This window comes from Streptomyces sp. NPDC087859 (assembly GCF_044742595.1).
GTDB lineage: Bacteria > Actinomycetota > Actinomycetes > Streptomycetales > Streptomycetaceae > Streptomyces > Streptomyces canus_F.
Genome location: NZ_JBIUUU010000008.1, coordinates 159,225 through 174,254 on the forward strand (window position 1 = coordinate 159,225; position 15,030 = coordinate 174,254).

The following is a 15,030-nucleotide window of genomic DNA, read 5'->3' on the forward strand; positions in this document are numbered from 1 at the left end:
CGCGCGCCCCTACTTCCGCAGGACGGCCGGCTCGTGCCGGCGCAGCAGCCGGGACACGGCGTAGCCGAAGACGGCCGACAGCACGACGAGCATGGCCACGTTGAGCAGCCACACGCCCGCCGAGTGCCGGAACAGCGGGTCTGCGGTCAGCTCGCCGGGCACGATCCGGGCGAGCCCGACGGTGCCGGCCATCGCGCCGAGCGCCCATCGCGAGGGCACCAGCCAGGACAGCTGCTCCAGGCCGGGTACACCGTCGAGTTTCAGCAGGGCGCCGCAGAAGACCACTTGGACGATGGCGAGCAGCACGAGCAGCGGCATCGTCACCTCCTCCTTGCGCACCAGCGCGGAGACCAGCAGGCCGAGCATCATCGCCGTGAACGCCAGCAGGGCGACGGCGACGGTGATTTCGACAAGGGGCGGCATCAGCACGCCTTGGCCGCCCGGCGCGTTGAGGTCGACGCCGAACAGGCCGACCAGGGTCAGCACGACCGCCTGGAGCACGGTGATCGTGCCGAGGACGACGACCTTGGAGAGCAGGTACGCCGATCTGGACAGACCCACGGCCCGCTCCCGCTGGTAGATCACGCGTTCCTTGACCAGCTCGCGCACGGCGTTGGCCGCCCCTGTGAGCACGCCGCCGACGCACAGGATCAGCAGCGCGTTCATCGCCGTCTCCTGCGTCAGCTTGCTGCCGGCCAGGGCGCGGGCCATCGCGCCCATCACGAACGGCAGGGCGATCATGATGGCCAGGAAGGTGCGGTCGGCGCCGAGTGCCGTGGCGTAGCGGCGGATGAGGGTGCCGAGCTGGGCGCCCCGGCTGCGGGGCCTGGGCGGTGGGGCGATGACGACCGGTCCGGACCGGGACACCCGGGGCTGCCCGGTCGCGTCGGAGACGTACTGCCGGTGGAAGGACGAGGCGCGGAACTCTCCGGCCCAGTCGCGGCCCTGGTCGCGCTCGAAGGCCTCGAAGGCCTCCGGCCACTGCGCGTAGCCGAAGTAGGCGAGGGTGTCCTCGGGCGGGCCGTAGTAGGCGATCTTCCCGCCTGGGGCGAGGACGAGGAGCCGGTCGCAGACGTCGAGGCTGAGGACGCTGTGGGTGACGACGATGACGGTGCGGCCGTCGTCGGCGAGGCCGCGCAGCATGTGCATCACCGAGCGGTCCATGCCGGGGTCGAGGCCCGAGGTCGGCTCGTCGAGGAAGAGCAGTGAGGGCTTGGTCAGCAGCTCCAGGGCGACGCTGACGCGCTTGCGCTGACCGCCGGAGAGGCTGTGCACGGCCTGGTCGGCGCGCTGTTCCAGGCCCAGTTCGCGGATGACCTCCTCGACCCTGGCCTGCCGCTCGGCCTTGGCGGTGTCCTGCGGGAAGCGCAGTTCGGCGGCGTAGGTCAGGGCGGCGCGGACGGTGAGCTGGGCGTGCAGGATGTCGTCCTGCGGGACGAGGCCGATGCGCTGGCGCAGCTCGGCGTAGTCGCGGTACAGGTCGCGGCCGTCGTACAGGACCGTGCCGTGGTCGGCGGGACGCTGCCCGGTGAGGGCGCCCAGGAGGGTGGACTTGCCCGCGCCGCTCGGGCCGACGACCGCGAGCAGGCACTTCTCGCCCACGGGGAACGACACATGCTCGAGGAGTGTCTTGCGGCCGTGGTCGACGGCGACGCTCAGATCCTGTACGTCGAGGGAGACCTCGCCGGTGTCGACGTACTCCTGGAGCTCGTCGCCGACCAGGCAGAACGCCGAGTGGCCGATACCGACGACATCGCCGGGGCCGAGCTGGGCGCTGGTGACGGGGCCGCCGTTGAGGTAGGTGCCGTTGTGGCTGCCCAGGTCGGCGATCTCGTACGTCCCGTCGGGGTGGGCGCGCAGCTCGGCGTGCCGGCGGGAGACGACCAGGTCGTCGATGACGAGGTCGTTGTCGGCGGCGCGGCCGATGCGGACGGTGCGGGAGGGCAGCGGGCGGACGGTGGTGGGCTGTCGGAAGGTGCCGGTGAGTGCGGGCATGGACACCGCCGAGGGGCGCTCCCGAGGGGCCGGTGCGGTACTGCTCAGCACCGCCCTGGGGCCGTCGGCGGGGTTGCCGAAGCGGATCACGCTGCCGGGGCCGACACTCCACTCGTCGACACGGCGGCCGTCGGCGTACGTGCCGTTCGTGCTGTGCTCGTCCTCCAGTGTCCAGTGGTCGGCCTCGGGGCGCAGCACCGCGTGGTGCCATGAGACGCGGGCATCGTCGATCACGATGTCGCTCAGTGGATCGCGCCCGACGTGGTAGTCGCGGCCCGGGCTCATCACCGTGGATCCCGTGTCGGTCTCCAGGACGAGTTCAGGCGCGGTCGGCGTGTTCAGCCGCTCTGCCATGCCGAAATTCTACCGATTCGTCCAGATGTGCGCCCGGCGCGGCCTCAGAGGCTCAGCCCACCGACACCACCAGAGCCGGAATCGTCCGCTGCATCCGCAGGGCGTCCACCGACTCGGCGAGCAGCTCGTACTCGGTGGTGTCGTCGCAGGTGGCGATCCGGATCAGCCGCCCGGCCGCCAACTCCTCGGCGACCAGATCCTGTTGGGCGTCGTTCCCGCACCAGGCGCGCAGCACGGAGGGCACGTCGGGCACGGTGTCGGCGACCGGGACGAGGGCACCCGCCGGTAAGCGCTCGCCGTCGGGCTGCGGGTCGAGCCGCTCGGCGATCCAGGCGGCCCGGTCACGCAGCCACCAGAGCGCCAGGGCGAGGGTCGGGGCCCGATAGCTGCCCAGGGGTACGCCGATACGTTTCCCCTCGCACGTTCCGTACGCGGTGACATGGCACAGGAATTCGTCGTGCACGTTCACTCCCCCGGTGCGTAGTGCGCCTCTCGGCTTGCCTCGCTTTCGGTGCGGCTCTCGTGCTTGCGGGTACCCCAGGGCTCATGTGCGGTGCGTGATCACATCCTCGCTGGATGTGAATACCCTGTCGGTTTGAGTATGTTCACTACTGAAACACTGTCACCATGACTTTCCGGCCAGTCTCCTGGCATATTCACCGGGGGAGTTGGCCGAAATCCGGTGACTGTCGGCATTACCCCACGGGTAATCGACGCTCCGCGGCGGTGCGGGCAAGGTTGCGGTACCGGCTCACCACGACCGGGATCCGGTTCCTGACCAGCAGATACGACCTCAATGGAGGCTGATTCCGCATGCCCGCCGACACCGACCGTTACGAGAGTGCCGTCGCACGTTACTTCGAGGCCTGGAACGCCGTCGATCAGGAGTCGCTGGCCGAAGCGGTGGCGGCCGCCTGGGCCCCGGACGGCACCTACACCGACCCGCTGGCCGACGTGGGCGGCCATGAGCGGATCGCCGCCGTGATCGCGGCGGCGCACGAGCAGTTCCCGGGGTTCGCCTTCCGTCCCACCGCGGCCGTGGACGGCCATCACGACACCGCGCGCTTCTCCTGGGAGCTGGTGAACGAGGCCGACGGAAGCGCACCCGTCGCCGGCTTCGACGTGATCACGCTGGACGAGAAGGGCCGTATCCGGTCGGTGCTCGGATTCCTGGACCGGGTGCCCGCAGGGGCGTGATGAGTTTTCGCGCTCGCGCGGGTCTCCTGAACGGGAGGTCTCCTGGACGGGAGACCACCGCGAGCGAAAGGCGGCGCCATGAGCACGACCGAGAAACTGGACCGGCACTTCACGGCCGAGCTGGTCAAGAGCCCCGCAGAAGGGGGCTGGACCTATCTCGTGTGGTCCGAGTCCGTCGCGTTCTTCGGCACGCGCGGGCTGGTCAAGGTGCGCGGCACGATCGACGGGCACCCGTTCCAGAGCTCCTTCATGGCCCTGGGCGACGGCAGGCACAAGCTGCCCGTGAAGGCCGAGGTGCGCAGGGCCATCGGGAAGGAGGCGGGCGACACGGTGACCGTCCGCCTCCAGGAGCGGCTTACTTCTTGAGCACGGCGTCGATCCGGGCCAGCTCGTCCGCCTCGAAGTCGAGGTTGCGGATGGTGCCGACACTGTCCTCGATCTGCTGCGGGCTGCTGGCGCCGACGAGGGCGGAGGTCACCCGGCCGCCGCGCAGGACCCAGGCCAGGGCCAGCTGGGCCAGGGTCTGGCCGCGGGACTGGGCGATGTCGTTCAGCTCGCGCAGCTGGGCGACCAGGTCCTCGGTGAGCGCGTCGGAGTTCAGGAACGGGCTGTCGCTCGCGGCTCGCGAGTCCTCCGGGATGCCGTCGAGGTAACGCCCGGTGAGCATGCCCTGCTCCAGCGGGGAGAAGACGATCGAACCCACCTGGAGCTCGTCCAGGGCGTCCAGGAGGCCCTCGTCCTCCGGGCGCCGGTCGAGCATCGAGTAGCGCGGCTGGTGGATGAGGAGCGGGGTGCCGAGCTCGCCGAGGATCCGGGCGGCCTCGCGGGTCTGCTCCGCGGAGTAGTTGGAGACACCGACGTAGAGCGCCTTGCCCTGCTGCACGGCCGAGTGCAGGGCGCCCATCGTCTCCTCCAGCGGAGTCTCCGGGTCGGGGCGGTGCGAGTAGAAGACGTCGACGTAGTCCAGGCCCATCCGCGTCAGGCTCTGGTCCAGCGAGGACAGCAGGTACTTGCGGGAGCCCCACTCGCCGTACGGGCCGGGCCACATCAGGTAGCCGGCCTTGGTGGAGATGATCAGCTCGTCGCGGTAGGCGGCGAGATCGGACTTCAGGGCCTCGCCGAAGGCGGACTCGGCGGCACCGGGCGGCGGACCGTAGTTGTTGGCCAGGTCGAAGTGGGTGACCCCGAGGTCGAAGGCGCGGCGCAGGATCGCGCGCTGTGTCTCGACAGTGCGGTCCGCCGGGCCGAAGTTGTGCCACAGGCCCAGCGAGATCGCGGGAAGCTTCAGGCCGCTGCGGCCGGTGCGCCGGTACGGCATGTCCGAGTAGCGGTCGGGGTGTGCGGTGTACAACGCGACTCCAGAAGGGTTGGCACGGTTTCCTGAGAACCGCTGTCCACTCTCGCGCGACCTGGGGGCATTGGTCCAACAGAAGAATCCGATGGAATTAAGCGGATACGCTTCTCAGTCATGGAACTCCGACATCTCCAGCACTTCGTCGCGGTCGCCGAGGACCAGCACTTCACCCGGGCGGCCGAGCGACTGCTGGTGTCCCAGTCGGGTCTGTCGGCCTCCATCCGGGCACTGGAGCGGGAGCTGCAGACGCCGTTGTTCGTGCGGACCACCCGACGGGTGACGCTCACCCCCGCGGGCCGGGCGCTGCTGGGTGAGGCCGAGCGCATCCTCGCGCAGGTGCGGGCGGCCCATGAGGCGGTCGCCGCGGTGCAGGGCGTGCTGCGCGGGATGCTCGCGCTCGGCTCGGAGCAGTGCATCGCCGGGGTGCATGTGGCCGGCCTGCTCGCCACGTTCCGGCGACGGCACCCGGATGTGGAGATCTGTCTGCGGCAGGCGGGCTCGGGCGCGCTCGCCGAGGAGGTCGCCGCCGGGCGCCTCGACCTGGCCTTCGCGGTGCGGACGGCACAGGAGGACACCGATCAGCTGCGGGTCGTCCCGCTGGCCGGGGAGCCGATGACCGTCCTGTGCCACCCCGACCACCGGCTCGCGCGCGTCGGCGCGGCCGTGACCCCGGAGGATCTGGGCGGCGAGGTCTTCGTCGACTTCCACCCGGACTGGGGCCCGCGCCGCACCACCGACGCCGCGTTCGCCGCCGCGGGCGTACGGCGGGCGGTCGCGCTGGAGGTGAACGACGTGCACAGCCTCCTGGACCTGGTGGACGAGAACCTGGGTGTCGCCGTCGTACCGCGCCACTTCCGCCACAAGCGCCCGTCGCTGACCGCGCTGCCCGTGAAGGGCACCGGGGAGACCGTGTACGAGACGGTCGCCCTGCTGCCGCCCGAGCAGGCCACCAGCCCGGCGGCCCGGGCACTCATGGAGCTGCTGGAAACAGGGGGCGTAAGTACACCCCCGGACGGGGCCCACCCCTCCTGACCCGGCCCGTCCCCCACCGCAGACTCGTGACCGTCCCTCACGGCAACTGCGGTCAGGAGTACGGGAAATGACGGACCACACACGACGGAACGTACTGCGCGGCGCGGCGGCGATCGCGGCGGCGGGCGGACTGGTGGGCACGGGAGCGGGAGCGCGGGCGGCCGCCGCGGCTCCCCAGGCGGCCACCGCGCGGCGCTTCCCCTTCCTGGAGGGCGCGTTCGAGCCCGTCACGGAGGAACTGACGGCCTTCGACCTGCCGGTCACCGGCCGCATCCCCCACGATCTGAACGGCCGCTATCTGCGCAACGGCCCCAACGTCCTCGGCCTGGAGGACCCGCGCGCCCACCACTGGATGCTCGGCGACGGCATGGTGCACGGTGTCCGGCTGCGCGACGGCCGCGCCGAGTGGTACCGCAACCGCTGGGTGCGCTCCTCCCAGGTGGCGAAGAAACTGGGCGAGCCCTACCCGCGTCCGGTGCCGCCGGACGACTTCCCGTGCAACACCCATGTGATCCCCTACCGGGGGCGGATCCTCACACTCCAGGAGAGCGGGCCGCTGCCGTACGAACTCGACGACGAGCTCAACACCGTGGGCACCTACGACTTCCGGGGCACCCTCAAGGGCCCGCTCACCGCGCACACCAAGTTCGACGCCCACGCCGGTGAACTGCACGCCATCGCCTACTACCCGACCTGGGACCACGTCCGGCACCTGGTGATCGGCCCGACGGGCCGCGTCTCACGCACCACCAAGATCCCGGTGGCGGACGCGCCGATGATCCACGACTTCGCCCTCACCGAGCACCACGTGGTCATCCTCGACATGCCGGTCACCTTCGACGCGCTGGCCGCCGAGCGCGGGGACATCGTCCCGTACGTCTGGAACGACGAGCACCCGGCCCGGGTCGGCGTACTGCCGCGCAAGGGCGGCGCGGTCCGCTGGTTCGAGGTCGACCCGGTCTACTACTCGCACACCCTCAACGCCTACGAGGAGGGCCCGGACATCGTCATCGACATGACGAACTTCGACGCCCCCTTCCTCGTCGCCGGCAACGGCTCGGGCGGCCCCTACAGCCCGGGCACCCCCAGGCTCGACCGCTGGACGATCGACCTGCGCCACGGCCGGGTGCGGACCCGGACCCTCGACGACCGCCCGCAGGAATTCCCCCGCGTGAACGAGGCGTTGGTGTCCCGCAGGCACCGCTACGGCTACGCGGCGGCGTCCGCGGAGATGGCGGTGGCCTACATGGCGGTCGACGGCAACCCGCCCGACCGGGCGTTCAGCAACGCGCTCATCAAACAGGACCTGTTGCGCGGCACGACCCAGGTCCACCGGCTGCCGCGAGGAGCGGCCGCGAGCGAAGCCGTGTTCGTACCGCGCGAACACAGTGCGGCCGAGGACGACGGGTACGCGATCGCCTACGTCCACGACCCCGACCGCGGAGCGTCCGACCTGCTGATCCTCGCCGCACAGGACTTCACCGGCGAGCCGGTCGCCCGGATCCAGCTGCCGGGCCGGGTGCCGCTGGGGTTCCACGGGAGCTGGATTCCGGACGCATGAGACGGCCGGGTGCGCGATGGTGGACGGTATGCATGCAAAGGACATCCTCATCGACGGTTTCAGCCGTATCCAGGAAGAAGTCCATGCCGTCGTCGAGGGCCTGGCCCCCGACGACCTCAACCATCGCCTCAGCCCCGACGCCAACTCCGTCACCTGGCTGGTCTGGCACCTCACCCGCATCCAGGACGACCATCTGGCCGACGCCTTCGGCCTCGACCAGGTGTGGCTGGCCCAGGACTGGGAGAAGCGCTTCGGCCTGGACCTGCCGCCCCGCGACCACGGGTACGGTCACACCTCCGCGCAGGTCGCGAAGGTGCGGGTCGACTCCCCCGACCTGCTGACCGGCTATTACGACGCCGTCCACGTCCAGAGTCTGGAGGCGCTGCGCGGGGTGACCGCGGCGGACCTGGAACGTGTCGTGGACACGAACTGGGATCCGCCGGTCACCCTGGGCGTCCGGCTGGTCAGCGTCCTGTCCGACGATCTGCAGCACGTCGGACAGGCCGCCTTCCTCCGGGGACTGCGTCAGAGCGCGTAGCCCGGCAGGACGACGTCCTCGATGAGGGCCTTGCGCTCGTCGAACGGGATGAACGCGCTCTTGAGGGCGTTCACCGTGACCGTGCGCAGATCCTCGACCGTCCAGCCCGCCTCGTCGACCAGCAGGGACATCTCGCGGGTCATCGTCGTGCCGGACACCAGACGGTTGTCGGTGTTCAGGGTGACGCGGAAGCCGAGGTCCTTCAGGGCCGTGATGGGGTGCTCGGCGATCGAGGTGGCGGCACCGGTCTGGAGGTTGGAGGTGGGGCACATCTCCAGGGCGATACGGCGGTCGCGCACCCAGCCCGCGAGACGGCCGAGCTTGCCGGCCGAGAGGTCGGGGATGTCCTCGGTGATCCGGACGCCGTGGCCGATGCGCTGGGCGCCGCAGACCTGGAGTGCCTGGTGGATGCTGGGCAGGCCGTGGGCCTCACCGGCGTGGATGGTGAACGGGACGTTCTCGCGGCGCAGGTGCTCGAAGGCGGCGAGATGGTCGGCGGGCGGGAAGCCGTCCTCGGCGCCGGCGATGTCGAAGCCGACGACGCCCGCGTCACGGAAGGCGACGGCCAGGTCGGCGGCCTCGCGGACGCGGTCGAACATCCGCATGCCGCACAGCAGGGTGCCGACCCGCACCGGGGTACCGGCGGCGGCCGCCTTGGCCATACCGGCCGCGAGCCCCTCCTGGACCGTCTCCACGACCTCGCTCATGGCGAGCCCGCCCTGGGTGTTCAGCTCGGGGGCGTAGCGCACCTCGCCGTACACGACACCGTCCGCGGCCAGATCGAGGACATACTCCTCGGCGGTGCGCAGCAGGCCCTCGCGGGTCTGCATCACGGCGAGGGTGTGCTCGAAGGTGGCTATGTAACGCACCAGGTCGCCGGAGTTCGCGGCGTCGTAGTACCAGGCGGCCAGCTCGTCCGGGTCGGTGGTGGGCAGGGTGTGGCCGACCGCGTCCGCGAGTTCCACCACGGTGGCGGGGCGCAGGCCGCCGTCGAGGTGGTCGTGCAGCACGGCCTTGGGCAGCAGGCGGATGGCGTCGGAGTCTACGCGCGTAGCAGTCATGGTGGATCTTTCCTTGGCGGTGCGGCGGGGCGATGTCGGGGCGGTGCGACGGGTGTGGTGCGGTCTTCAGTCGGCGGGCTGGAGCAGGTCCCAGCGGTTGCCGTACAGGTCCTGGAAGACGGCGACCGAGCCGTAGGGCTCGTGGCGCGGCTCCTCCAGGAAGGTCACGCCGGCGGCGGTCATCCGGGCGTGGTCACGGGCGAAGTCGTCGGTGTGCAGGAAGAAGCCGACGCGTCCGCCGGTCTGGTCGCCGACCCTGCCGCGCTGGGCCTCGCTCTTGGCGCGGGCGAGGAGCAGGCCCGTGCCCCCGCCCTGTCCCGCCCCCGGCTCCACGACGACCCAGCGGGAGCCGTCGGGACGCGGGGCGTCCTCGGCGAGCCGGAAGCCGAGGGCCTCGGTGTAGAAGCGGATCGCCTCGTCGTAGTCGTCGACGACGAGGGTGACCAGGGCGACGCGTCTCATCGGGGCCTTTCGGAGGGCGGGGTTAGCGGAAGAGGTTATACGTAAAACGTCGCCGACGCCAGTCACTCCCGGGCCGCCGGTCTCCGTCCCGCCCGGACCTAGGACGCACGCCCGAGCCGGAGCGGGCCCCTGGACCGAGGCGGGGTCGCCCGCCGGTTCACTACCGTCCGGTTCATGAAGATCGACGAGCCTCCGCGCGATGCCGAGGAGCGCAAGCGACACGTCCTGGCCCGGCTCGACCGGGAGAGCGACATCTGGGTGGCCTCGGCGGACGACGACGGGCTCCCGTGCATGGTCCCGCTCTGGTTCGTCTGGCACGCCGGGGCCGTATGGCTGGCGACGCGCCTGACGAACCCGACCGGCCGCAATCTGCGGGACGGCCGCCGGGCGCGGCTGGCGTTCGCGGACACCCGGGACGTGGTTCTGCTGGACGGCTCCGTGGAGACCCACACCCTCCAGGAGGTGCCGCCCGCGGCGGCGGCCGCGTTCCTCGCCAAGCACGGCTGGGATCCGCGCGAGGACAGCCCGTCGTACGCCTTCTTCGAGGTGCGGCCGTACGCGGTGCAGGCGTGGCACGAGGTGCGGGAGCTGCCGAAACGGCACATCATGCGGGACGGCGAATGGGTCGTCTAGTGCCGCTGCCGGCGCTGAAGATTCCGTCCACGAAGCACGGGATGACTACAGCTGACGGGTTCCCGTCAGCCGATCCTCGCACGGGTGTTACCTGGGAGTAATTGCCGGTGGTTTGATGTGCGGCGCCACTCAACCCCCTTCACCCTCAGGGAGACCCAGTGACGCCTCTCGTACCGCGCCGCACCCTGGGCGCGACCGTGCTCGCGCTCGCCCTCGCGGCCACCGCCGCTCCCACCGCCACGGCCGCCGATCAGGCGCCGCCCGTAAGGGTGTTGACGTACAACGCCTTCCTTTTCAGCAAGAGCCTGTATCCGAACTGGGGACAGGACCACCGTGCCGCGGAGATCGCGAAGGCCTCCTTCTTCCACGGCAACGACGTCGTGGTGCTCCAGGAGGCGTTCGACAACTCCTCGTCGGACGCGCTGAAGAGCGCCGCGGCGAGCGAGTACCCGTACCAGACGCCGGTGGTGGGGCGGGGCAGGACCGGCTGGGACGCCACGGGCGGGGCCTACTCGGCGACGACGCCCGAGGACGGCGGGGTCACGGTGCTCAGCAGGTGGCCGGTGCTGCGCAAGGAGCAGTATGTGTACAAGGACGCGTGCGGGGCGGACTGGTGGTCCAACAAGGGCTTCGCGTATGTGGTGCTGAACGTGAACGGCGCGCGCGTGCACGTCGTCGGGACCCACGCGCAGTCGACCGACCCGGGCTGTGACGCCGGTGAGGCGGCCGCGATGCGCGGTCGGCAGTTCAAGGCCATCGACGCGTTCCTGGACGCCAGGAACATCCCGGCGAATGAGCAGGTCCTGGTCGCCGGGGACATGAACGTCGACTCGCGCACCGCGGAGTACGACTCGATGCTCGCCGACGGGGACCTGGTGGGTGCGGACGCGCGCACCGGGCATCCGTACTCCTTCGACACGGCGGAGAACTCGATCGCCCGTGACCGCTACCCGGACGACCCGCGCGAGGATCTGGACCACGTCCTGCACCGCGCGGGGCACGCCCGTCCCTCGGGGTGGCGCAACGAGGTCGTCGAGGAGGAGTCGGCGCCCTGGACGGTGACGAGCTGGGGAACCGACTACACCTACACGAATCTGTCCGATCACTATCCCGTCATCGGTGACGTCGGCTGATCAACCTGCCTGGTTGTGCGACGAGTTGAGCCGGGTCAGCTCGTCGTCGGTCAGCCGGATCGCGCCGGCCGCCACGTTGTCGACGAGGTGGTCGGGGTTTCCGGTGCCGGGAATGGCCAATACGTGCGGGCCCTGGTGCAGTGTCCAGGCGATACGGATCTGCGCGGGGCTCGCACCGTGCGCCCGGGCGATGGAGAGCACCTCGTCGTCGTGGTTCGTGGTCGCGCCCTGTTCGCCCGCCGTGCCGGCCACCGCGTAGAACGGGACGTAGGCGATGCCCTGTTGGCCGCAGATGCGCAGGAGTTCGTCGGGGTGGTCCAGGGCGTAGCGGTTCTGGACGCTGACCACGGGGGCGATGGCCTGCGCCTCGGCGAGGTGGCGGGGTTTCACCCCGGAGATGCCCAGGTGGCGGATGAGGCCCGCCTCGCGCAGTTCGGCCAGGGCGCCGAAGTGCTCGGCGATCGAGTCCTGTTGCATGCGGCGCAGGTACACCAGGTCCAGGTGGTCCCGGCCCAGCTGGCGCAGGTTCTCCTCGACATGGCCGCGGAGGTCCTCGGGGCGGGCCGAGGTGCCCCACTCCCCCGTGTAGTCGCGGAAGGGGCCGACCTTGGCGGCGATGACCAGGTCGTCCGAGTACGGGGCCAGCGCGGTGTTGATCAGTTCGTTGGCGGAGCGCAGGGACGAGAAGTAGAAGGCCGCCGTGTCGATGTGGTCGACGCCGAGCTCGATCGCCTTGTGCAGTACGGCGATCGAGCGCTGCCGGTCGCTCGGCGTCCCGTGGTGGAAGGCGGCGCTGCCCGTCAGCCGCATCGCGCCGAGGCCGAGGCGGTTGACGGTCAGGTCGCCCAGTTTCCAGGTGCCCGCGGCATCCGCGGTGATCGTTTCTGAGGTCATCAGCGGAGTGTCACACAGGGACGGCCGCGGACAGGGTGCCGGGACCAAGGAACGCGGGCCGGGCCTGGTCGGCCGCTGCGACGACACTCCGGCCGGAGTGCATGGCCGCGTCGGTCTCGTCGGCCTCGGAAACGACGATCGCGCCATCGATCGCCCGGTCCAGCTCGGAGTCGGCAGATGTGCGCAGGGGTACCGAACCGTCGGTGGTCCTGTGTCAGGGGGTCGCCCGGCCGGGAGCGGGGCGGGCCCGGACCACCAGTACCTCGGTGTGGAGTTCCTCCGGTGGGATGTCCAGGCGGGCCCAGAGCGCGGCCGCTGCGATGAGGTTGAAGGGGCGATGCGGGGCGCAGTGCACGTCGGAGGTCAGGTCGGGCAGCCGTTCGGCCAGGGCCCGGGCGGCGGCTTCGGCGTCGGCGGCGTGCGGTCCGGACTCCGTGGGGACGGGTTTGCCGGCGCCGGAGACCAGTGCTTCGGCGAGCAGGAGGGGTGGACCGTCGGGGGCCGTCCAGCGGTCCGGGCGGGTGGTGGCCGCCGTGCCGGGGAGCACGTCCGCCAGTCGCCCGAGCAGCCATGCCGCCTGCGCGACTCCGGTGGCCAGCACGCCGGCGCCCGCTCCGGCCGACCAGGGCCGGTTGCCCTCCCCCACGCGTGCCCGGCCCAGTTCCTGCCACCCGGCCGGGACAGGTACGGCCAACGGCGCCTCCAGCACGAGCGCGGCACGCCCGCCGGACGCCAGGCCTTCGGCCAGCGCCAGGACAGCCGTCTCCGGGTCGCTTCCCTGGGCCACGAGGTCCGCAGAGGGTACGTCGACGGCGGCCCAGGCGAATCGGCCGAGGGCCACCGAACCGACGTCCACTCCTACAACACGCTTACGCATGGCCTTAGTTCAGCACAACGCGCCTCAGCCCAGCGGCTTGTCCAGCACCGCCTTGCGGTGGCTGAACGTCTCGATGGAGTACCGCCCGTGGTAGTTGCCCATGCCGCTCGCTCCCACTCCGCCGAACGGCAGGTCGGAGACGGTGAGGTGGGCCAGCGGGAGGCCGTAGCCGAGGCCGCCGGAGGACGTCTCGGCGGCGAGGCGGTCCCGGGTGTCCTGCGACGCGGTGAAGACGTACAGGGCGAGGGGCTTGTCGCGGTCGTTGATGAAGTCGATCGCCCCGTCGAGGTCCGGCACGGTGACGATGGGGAGGATCGGGCCGAAGATCTCCTCCTGCATGACGGGCGAGGCGGGGTCCACGTCGGCGAGGACGGTGGGCGCGATGTACTTCGTCGTACGGTCGCTCGCACCGCCCACGACGACACGGCCCGAGTCGAGCAGCCCGCTCAGCCGGTCGAAGTGCCGTTCGTTGACGATCCGGCCGTACTCGCCGGAGGCCGAGGCGTCACTGCCGTAGACGGCCTCGACCGCCTTGCGGAACAGGGGCTCCAGAGCGGCGGCGGTCTCCGGGTCGGTGAGGACGTAGTCGGGGGCGACGCAGGTCTGCCCCGCGTTGAGGAACTTGCCGCGGGCCAGTCGGTCGGCGACGACGGGGAGGTCGGCGTCCCGGTCGACGAACGCCGGGGACTTGCCGCCGAGTTCGAGGGTGACCGGGGTGAGGTGCTCGGCGGCGGCGCGCATGACGATACGGCCGACGGTGCCGTTGCCGGTGTAGAAGATGTGGTCGAAGCGCTCGGCCAGCAGGGCCGTGGTCTCCGGGATGCCGCCCTCGACGACGGCGAACGCCTCGGTGTCGAGGAACGCCGGCAGGAGCCGGGCCAGTACGGCGGAGGTGGCCGGGGCCATCTCGCTCGGCTTGACGACGACCGCGTTGCCGGACGCCAGGGCGCCGACCACGGGGGCGAGCAGGAGCTGGGCCGGGTAGTTCCAGGGGGCGATGACGAGGACGACGCCGAGCGGGTCGTACTGCGTCCAGGCGGTGGCGTCGGCGCCGAGGTGCGCGGGGACCGGGGCGGACTCGACGCGCAGCCAGTCCTCGAGGTGGTCGAGGGTGTGGTCGATCTCGCGGATCACGAAGTCGATCTCGGTGCGGTAGGCCTCGGTGGAGCTCTTGCCCAGGTCGGCGTGGAGGGCGGTGGCCAGGTCGGTGCCGTGCTCGGTGAGCATCTCGCGCAGTCGGCGCAGCTGCGTGGTGCGCCATTCGACAGGCTTGGTGCGGCCGGTGCGGAAGGTGGCGCGCAGCCGGGCCACGATGTCGGCGGGCTGCTCGGGGGTGGGCTGGTTCACGATGCCTCGCTGATGCTGCGCGGCCGCTGGGCACGGCCTCGAACGGTTGGATGTAATTACCAACCTTTTCTACACCCAGATACATTCCCTCACCACGTAGATAACTTTCCGCTACGCCGCGATCACACTCGGGTGGAGCTGTCCAGCGTGCCCGCCAGCCGGTCGAGCAGTGCGCGCAGGAGCTCCTCGTCGCTGTCCCCGAGGCCGGGCCAGTCGGCGCGGACCGCGCGGTCGACGCGCCGCCAGTACTCCTCGCCGCGCGGGGTGAGGTGGGCGAGGATGCGGCGCCGGTCCAGCGGGTCGACGCGGCGGTGGACGAGGTTCTGGTCGACGAGCTGGTCGACGAGCTTGGTCAGCGTCGGCGGCGGCAGGAACGCTGCCTCGGCTATCGCCGTCATGTGGTGCCCCTGCCCGTCGCAGAGCAGCCCGAGCACCCGCCAGGCGTCGAGCGAACAGCCCTCCTCGTCCAGGACCGTCTGGAGGCGGCGCGCCGCCAGTCGCTCGGCCCGCGTCAGGAGCTGCACCAGGTCGCGGGGCTGACGCGGAGATGAGGTGGGCATCGCGCTCCTAGGTCACGGGGTGCGTACATCGT

At 71.0% G+C, this 15,030-nt stretch carries 16 protein-coding genes; 7 read left to right on the forward strand and 9 right to left on the reverse strand.

The annotated features are described in order from the left end of the window. Positions 1-9: 9 nt before the first annotated feature. Together ACIOHP_RS20860 and ACIOHP_RS20865 are read right to left on the reverse strand one after the other, a co-directional pair. A complete protein-coding gene (locus ACIOHP_RS20860; RefSeq protein ID WP_401889469.1) occupies positions 10-2,349 on the reverse strand; it encodes an FHA domain-containing protein in 2,340 nt (779 codons plus the stop codon). 52 nt (positions 2,350-2,401) lie between these two features. Next, positions 2,402-2,812, reverse strand: a complete 411-nt coding sequence (locus tag ACIOHP_RS20865) for a hypothetical protein (protein WP_361544429.1) — start codon at positions 2,810-2,812, stop codon at positions 2,402-2,404. Between the two features lie 350 nt (positions 2,813-3,162). On the opposite strand from ACIOHP_RS20865, the gene ACIOHP_RS20870 reads away from it, so the two are divergent. Both ACIOHP_RS20870 and ACIOHP_RS20875 read left to right on the forward strand, forming a co-directional pair. Further along, positions 3,163-3,546: a nuclear transport factor 2 family protein gene (locus ACIOHP_RS20870; RefSeq protein WP_401889471.1), complete on the forward strand. Its 384-nt coding sequence runs from the start codon at positions 3,163-3,165 to the stop codon at positions 3,544-3,546. A gap of 78 nt (positions 3,547-3,624) precedes the next feature. Beyond that, complete coding sequence (locus ACIOHP_RS20875) at positions 3,625-3,912, forward strand: DUF1905 domain-containing protein (RefSeq protein WP_401889474.1); 288 nt, start codon at positions 3,625-3,627, stop codon at positions 3,910-3,912. Here ACIOHP_RS20875 and mgrA read toward each other — a convergent pair. Then, positions 3,902-4,897: an L-glyceraldehyde 3-phosphate reductase gene (gene mgrA, locus ACIOHP_RS20880; RefSeq protein WP_401889476.1), complete on the reverse strand. Its 996-nt coding sequence runs from the start codon at positions 4,895-4,897 to the stop codon at positions 3,902-3,904. The genes ACIOHP_RS20875 and mgrA overlap by 11 nt on opposite strands. A gap of 117 nt (positions 4,898-5,014) precedes the next feature. Here mgrA and ACIOHP_RS20885 point away from each other — a divergent pair, with 117 nt between their 5' ends. The 3 genes from ACIOHP_RS20885 to ACIOHP_RS20895 all read left to right on the forward strand — a co-directional run bounded on the left by ACIOHP_RS20885 (position 5,015) and on the right by ACIOHP_RS20895 (position 8,031). After that, positions 5,015-5,932 (forward strand): LysR family transcriptional regulator, encoded by a 918-nt coding sequence (locus ACIOHP_RS20885; RefSeq protein WP_401889479.1) that lies wholly within the window; start codon positions 5,015-5,017, stop codon positions 5,930-5,932. 67 nt (positions 5,933-5,999) lie between these two features. After that, positions 6,000-7,493 (forward strand): carotenoid oxygenase family protein, encoded by a 1,494-nt coding sequence (locus tag ACIOHP_RS20890; protein WP_401889481.1) that lies wholly within the window; start codon positions 6,000-6,002, stop codon positions 7,491-7,493. 28 nt (positions 7,494-7,521) lie between these two features. Then, positions 7,522-8,031: a DinB family protein gene (locus ACIOHP_RS20895; RefSeq protein WP_401889484.1), complete on the forward strand. Its 510-nt coding sequence runs from the start codon at positions 7,522-7,524 to the stop codon at positions 8,029-8,031. Here ACIOHP_RS20895 and ACIOHP_RS20900 read toward each other — a convergent pair. After that, the gene (locus ACIOHP_RS20900) at positions 8,019-9,092 is read right to left on the reverse strand and encodes an adenosine deaminase (protein ID WP_401889486.1); all 1,074 of its coding nucleotides are present in this window, start codon (positions 9,090-9,092) and stop codon (positions 8,019-8,021) included. The two genes, ACIOHP_RS20895 and ACIOHP_RS20900, sit on opposite strands and share 13 nt — an antisense overlap. Before the next feature lie 66 nt (positions 9,093-9,158). Then, the gene (locus tag ACIOHP_RS20905) at positions 9,159-9,554 is read right to left on the reverse strand and encodes a VOC family protein (protein ID WP_401889489.1); all 396 of its coding nucleotides are present in this window, start codon (positions 9,552-9,554) and stop codon (positions 9,159-9,161) included. Between the two features lie 174 nt (positions 9,555-9,728). Here ACIOHP_RS20905 and ACIOHP_RS20910 point away from each other — a divergent pair, with 174 nt between their 5' ends. Together ACIOHP_RS20910 and sph are read left to right on the forward strand one after the other, a co-directional pair. Then, entirely contained in the window at positions 9,729-10,187 is a 459-nt protein-coding gene (locus ACIOHP_RS20910; RefSeq protein ID WP_361544405.1) for a pyridoxamine 5'-phosphate oxidase family protein, read from the forward strand. Positions 10,188-10,345: 158 nt separating this feature from the next. Next, a complete protein-coding gene (gene sph / locus ACIOHP_RS20915; protein WP_401889492.1) occupies positions 10,346-11,320 on the forward strand; it encodes a sphingomyelin phosphodiesterase in 975 nt (324 codons plus the stop codon). Here the strand turns inward: sph and ACIOHP_RS20920 are convergent, their stop codons facing one another. From ACIOHP_RS20920 to ACIOHP_RS20935, 4 genes are all read right to left on the reverse strand, one after another. Next, the gene (locus tag ACIOHP_RS20920; protein ID WP_401889495.1) at positions 11,321-12,214 is read right to left on the reverse strand and encodes an aldo/keto reductase; all 894 of its coding nucleotides are present in this window, start codon (positions 12,212-12,214) and stop codon (positions 11,321-11,323) included. It lies immediately after the preceding gene. Positions 12,215-12,428: 214 nt separating this feature from the next. Continuing rightward, positions 12,429-13,091, reverse strand: a complete 663-nt coding sequence (locus tag ACIOHP_RS20925; RefSeq protein ID WP_401889498.1) for a hypothetical protein — start codon at positions 13,089-13,091, stop codon at positions 12,429-12,431. A gap of 24 nt (positions 13,092-13,115) precedes the next feature. Then, the gene (locus tag ACIOHP_RS20930; protein ID WP_361544679.1) at positions 13,116-14,495 is read right to left on the reverse strand and encodes an aldehyde dehydrogenase family protein; all 1,380 of its coding nucleotides are present in this window, start codon (positions 14,493-14,495) and stop codon (positions 13,116-13,118) included. Positions 14,496-14,560: 65 nt separating this feature from the next. Next, on the reverse strand, positions 14,561-14,998 hold the full coding sequence (locus tag ACIOHP_RS20935) for a MarR family winged helix-turn-helix transcriptional regulator (protein ID WP_401889500.1): 438 nt from the start codon (positions 14,996-14,998) through the stop codon (positions 14,561-14,563). Positions 14,999-15,030 lie beyond the last annotated feature (32 nt).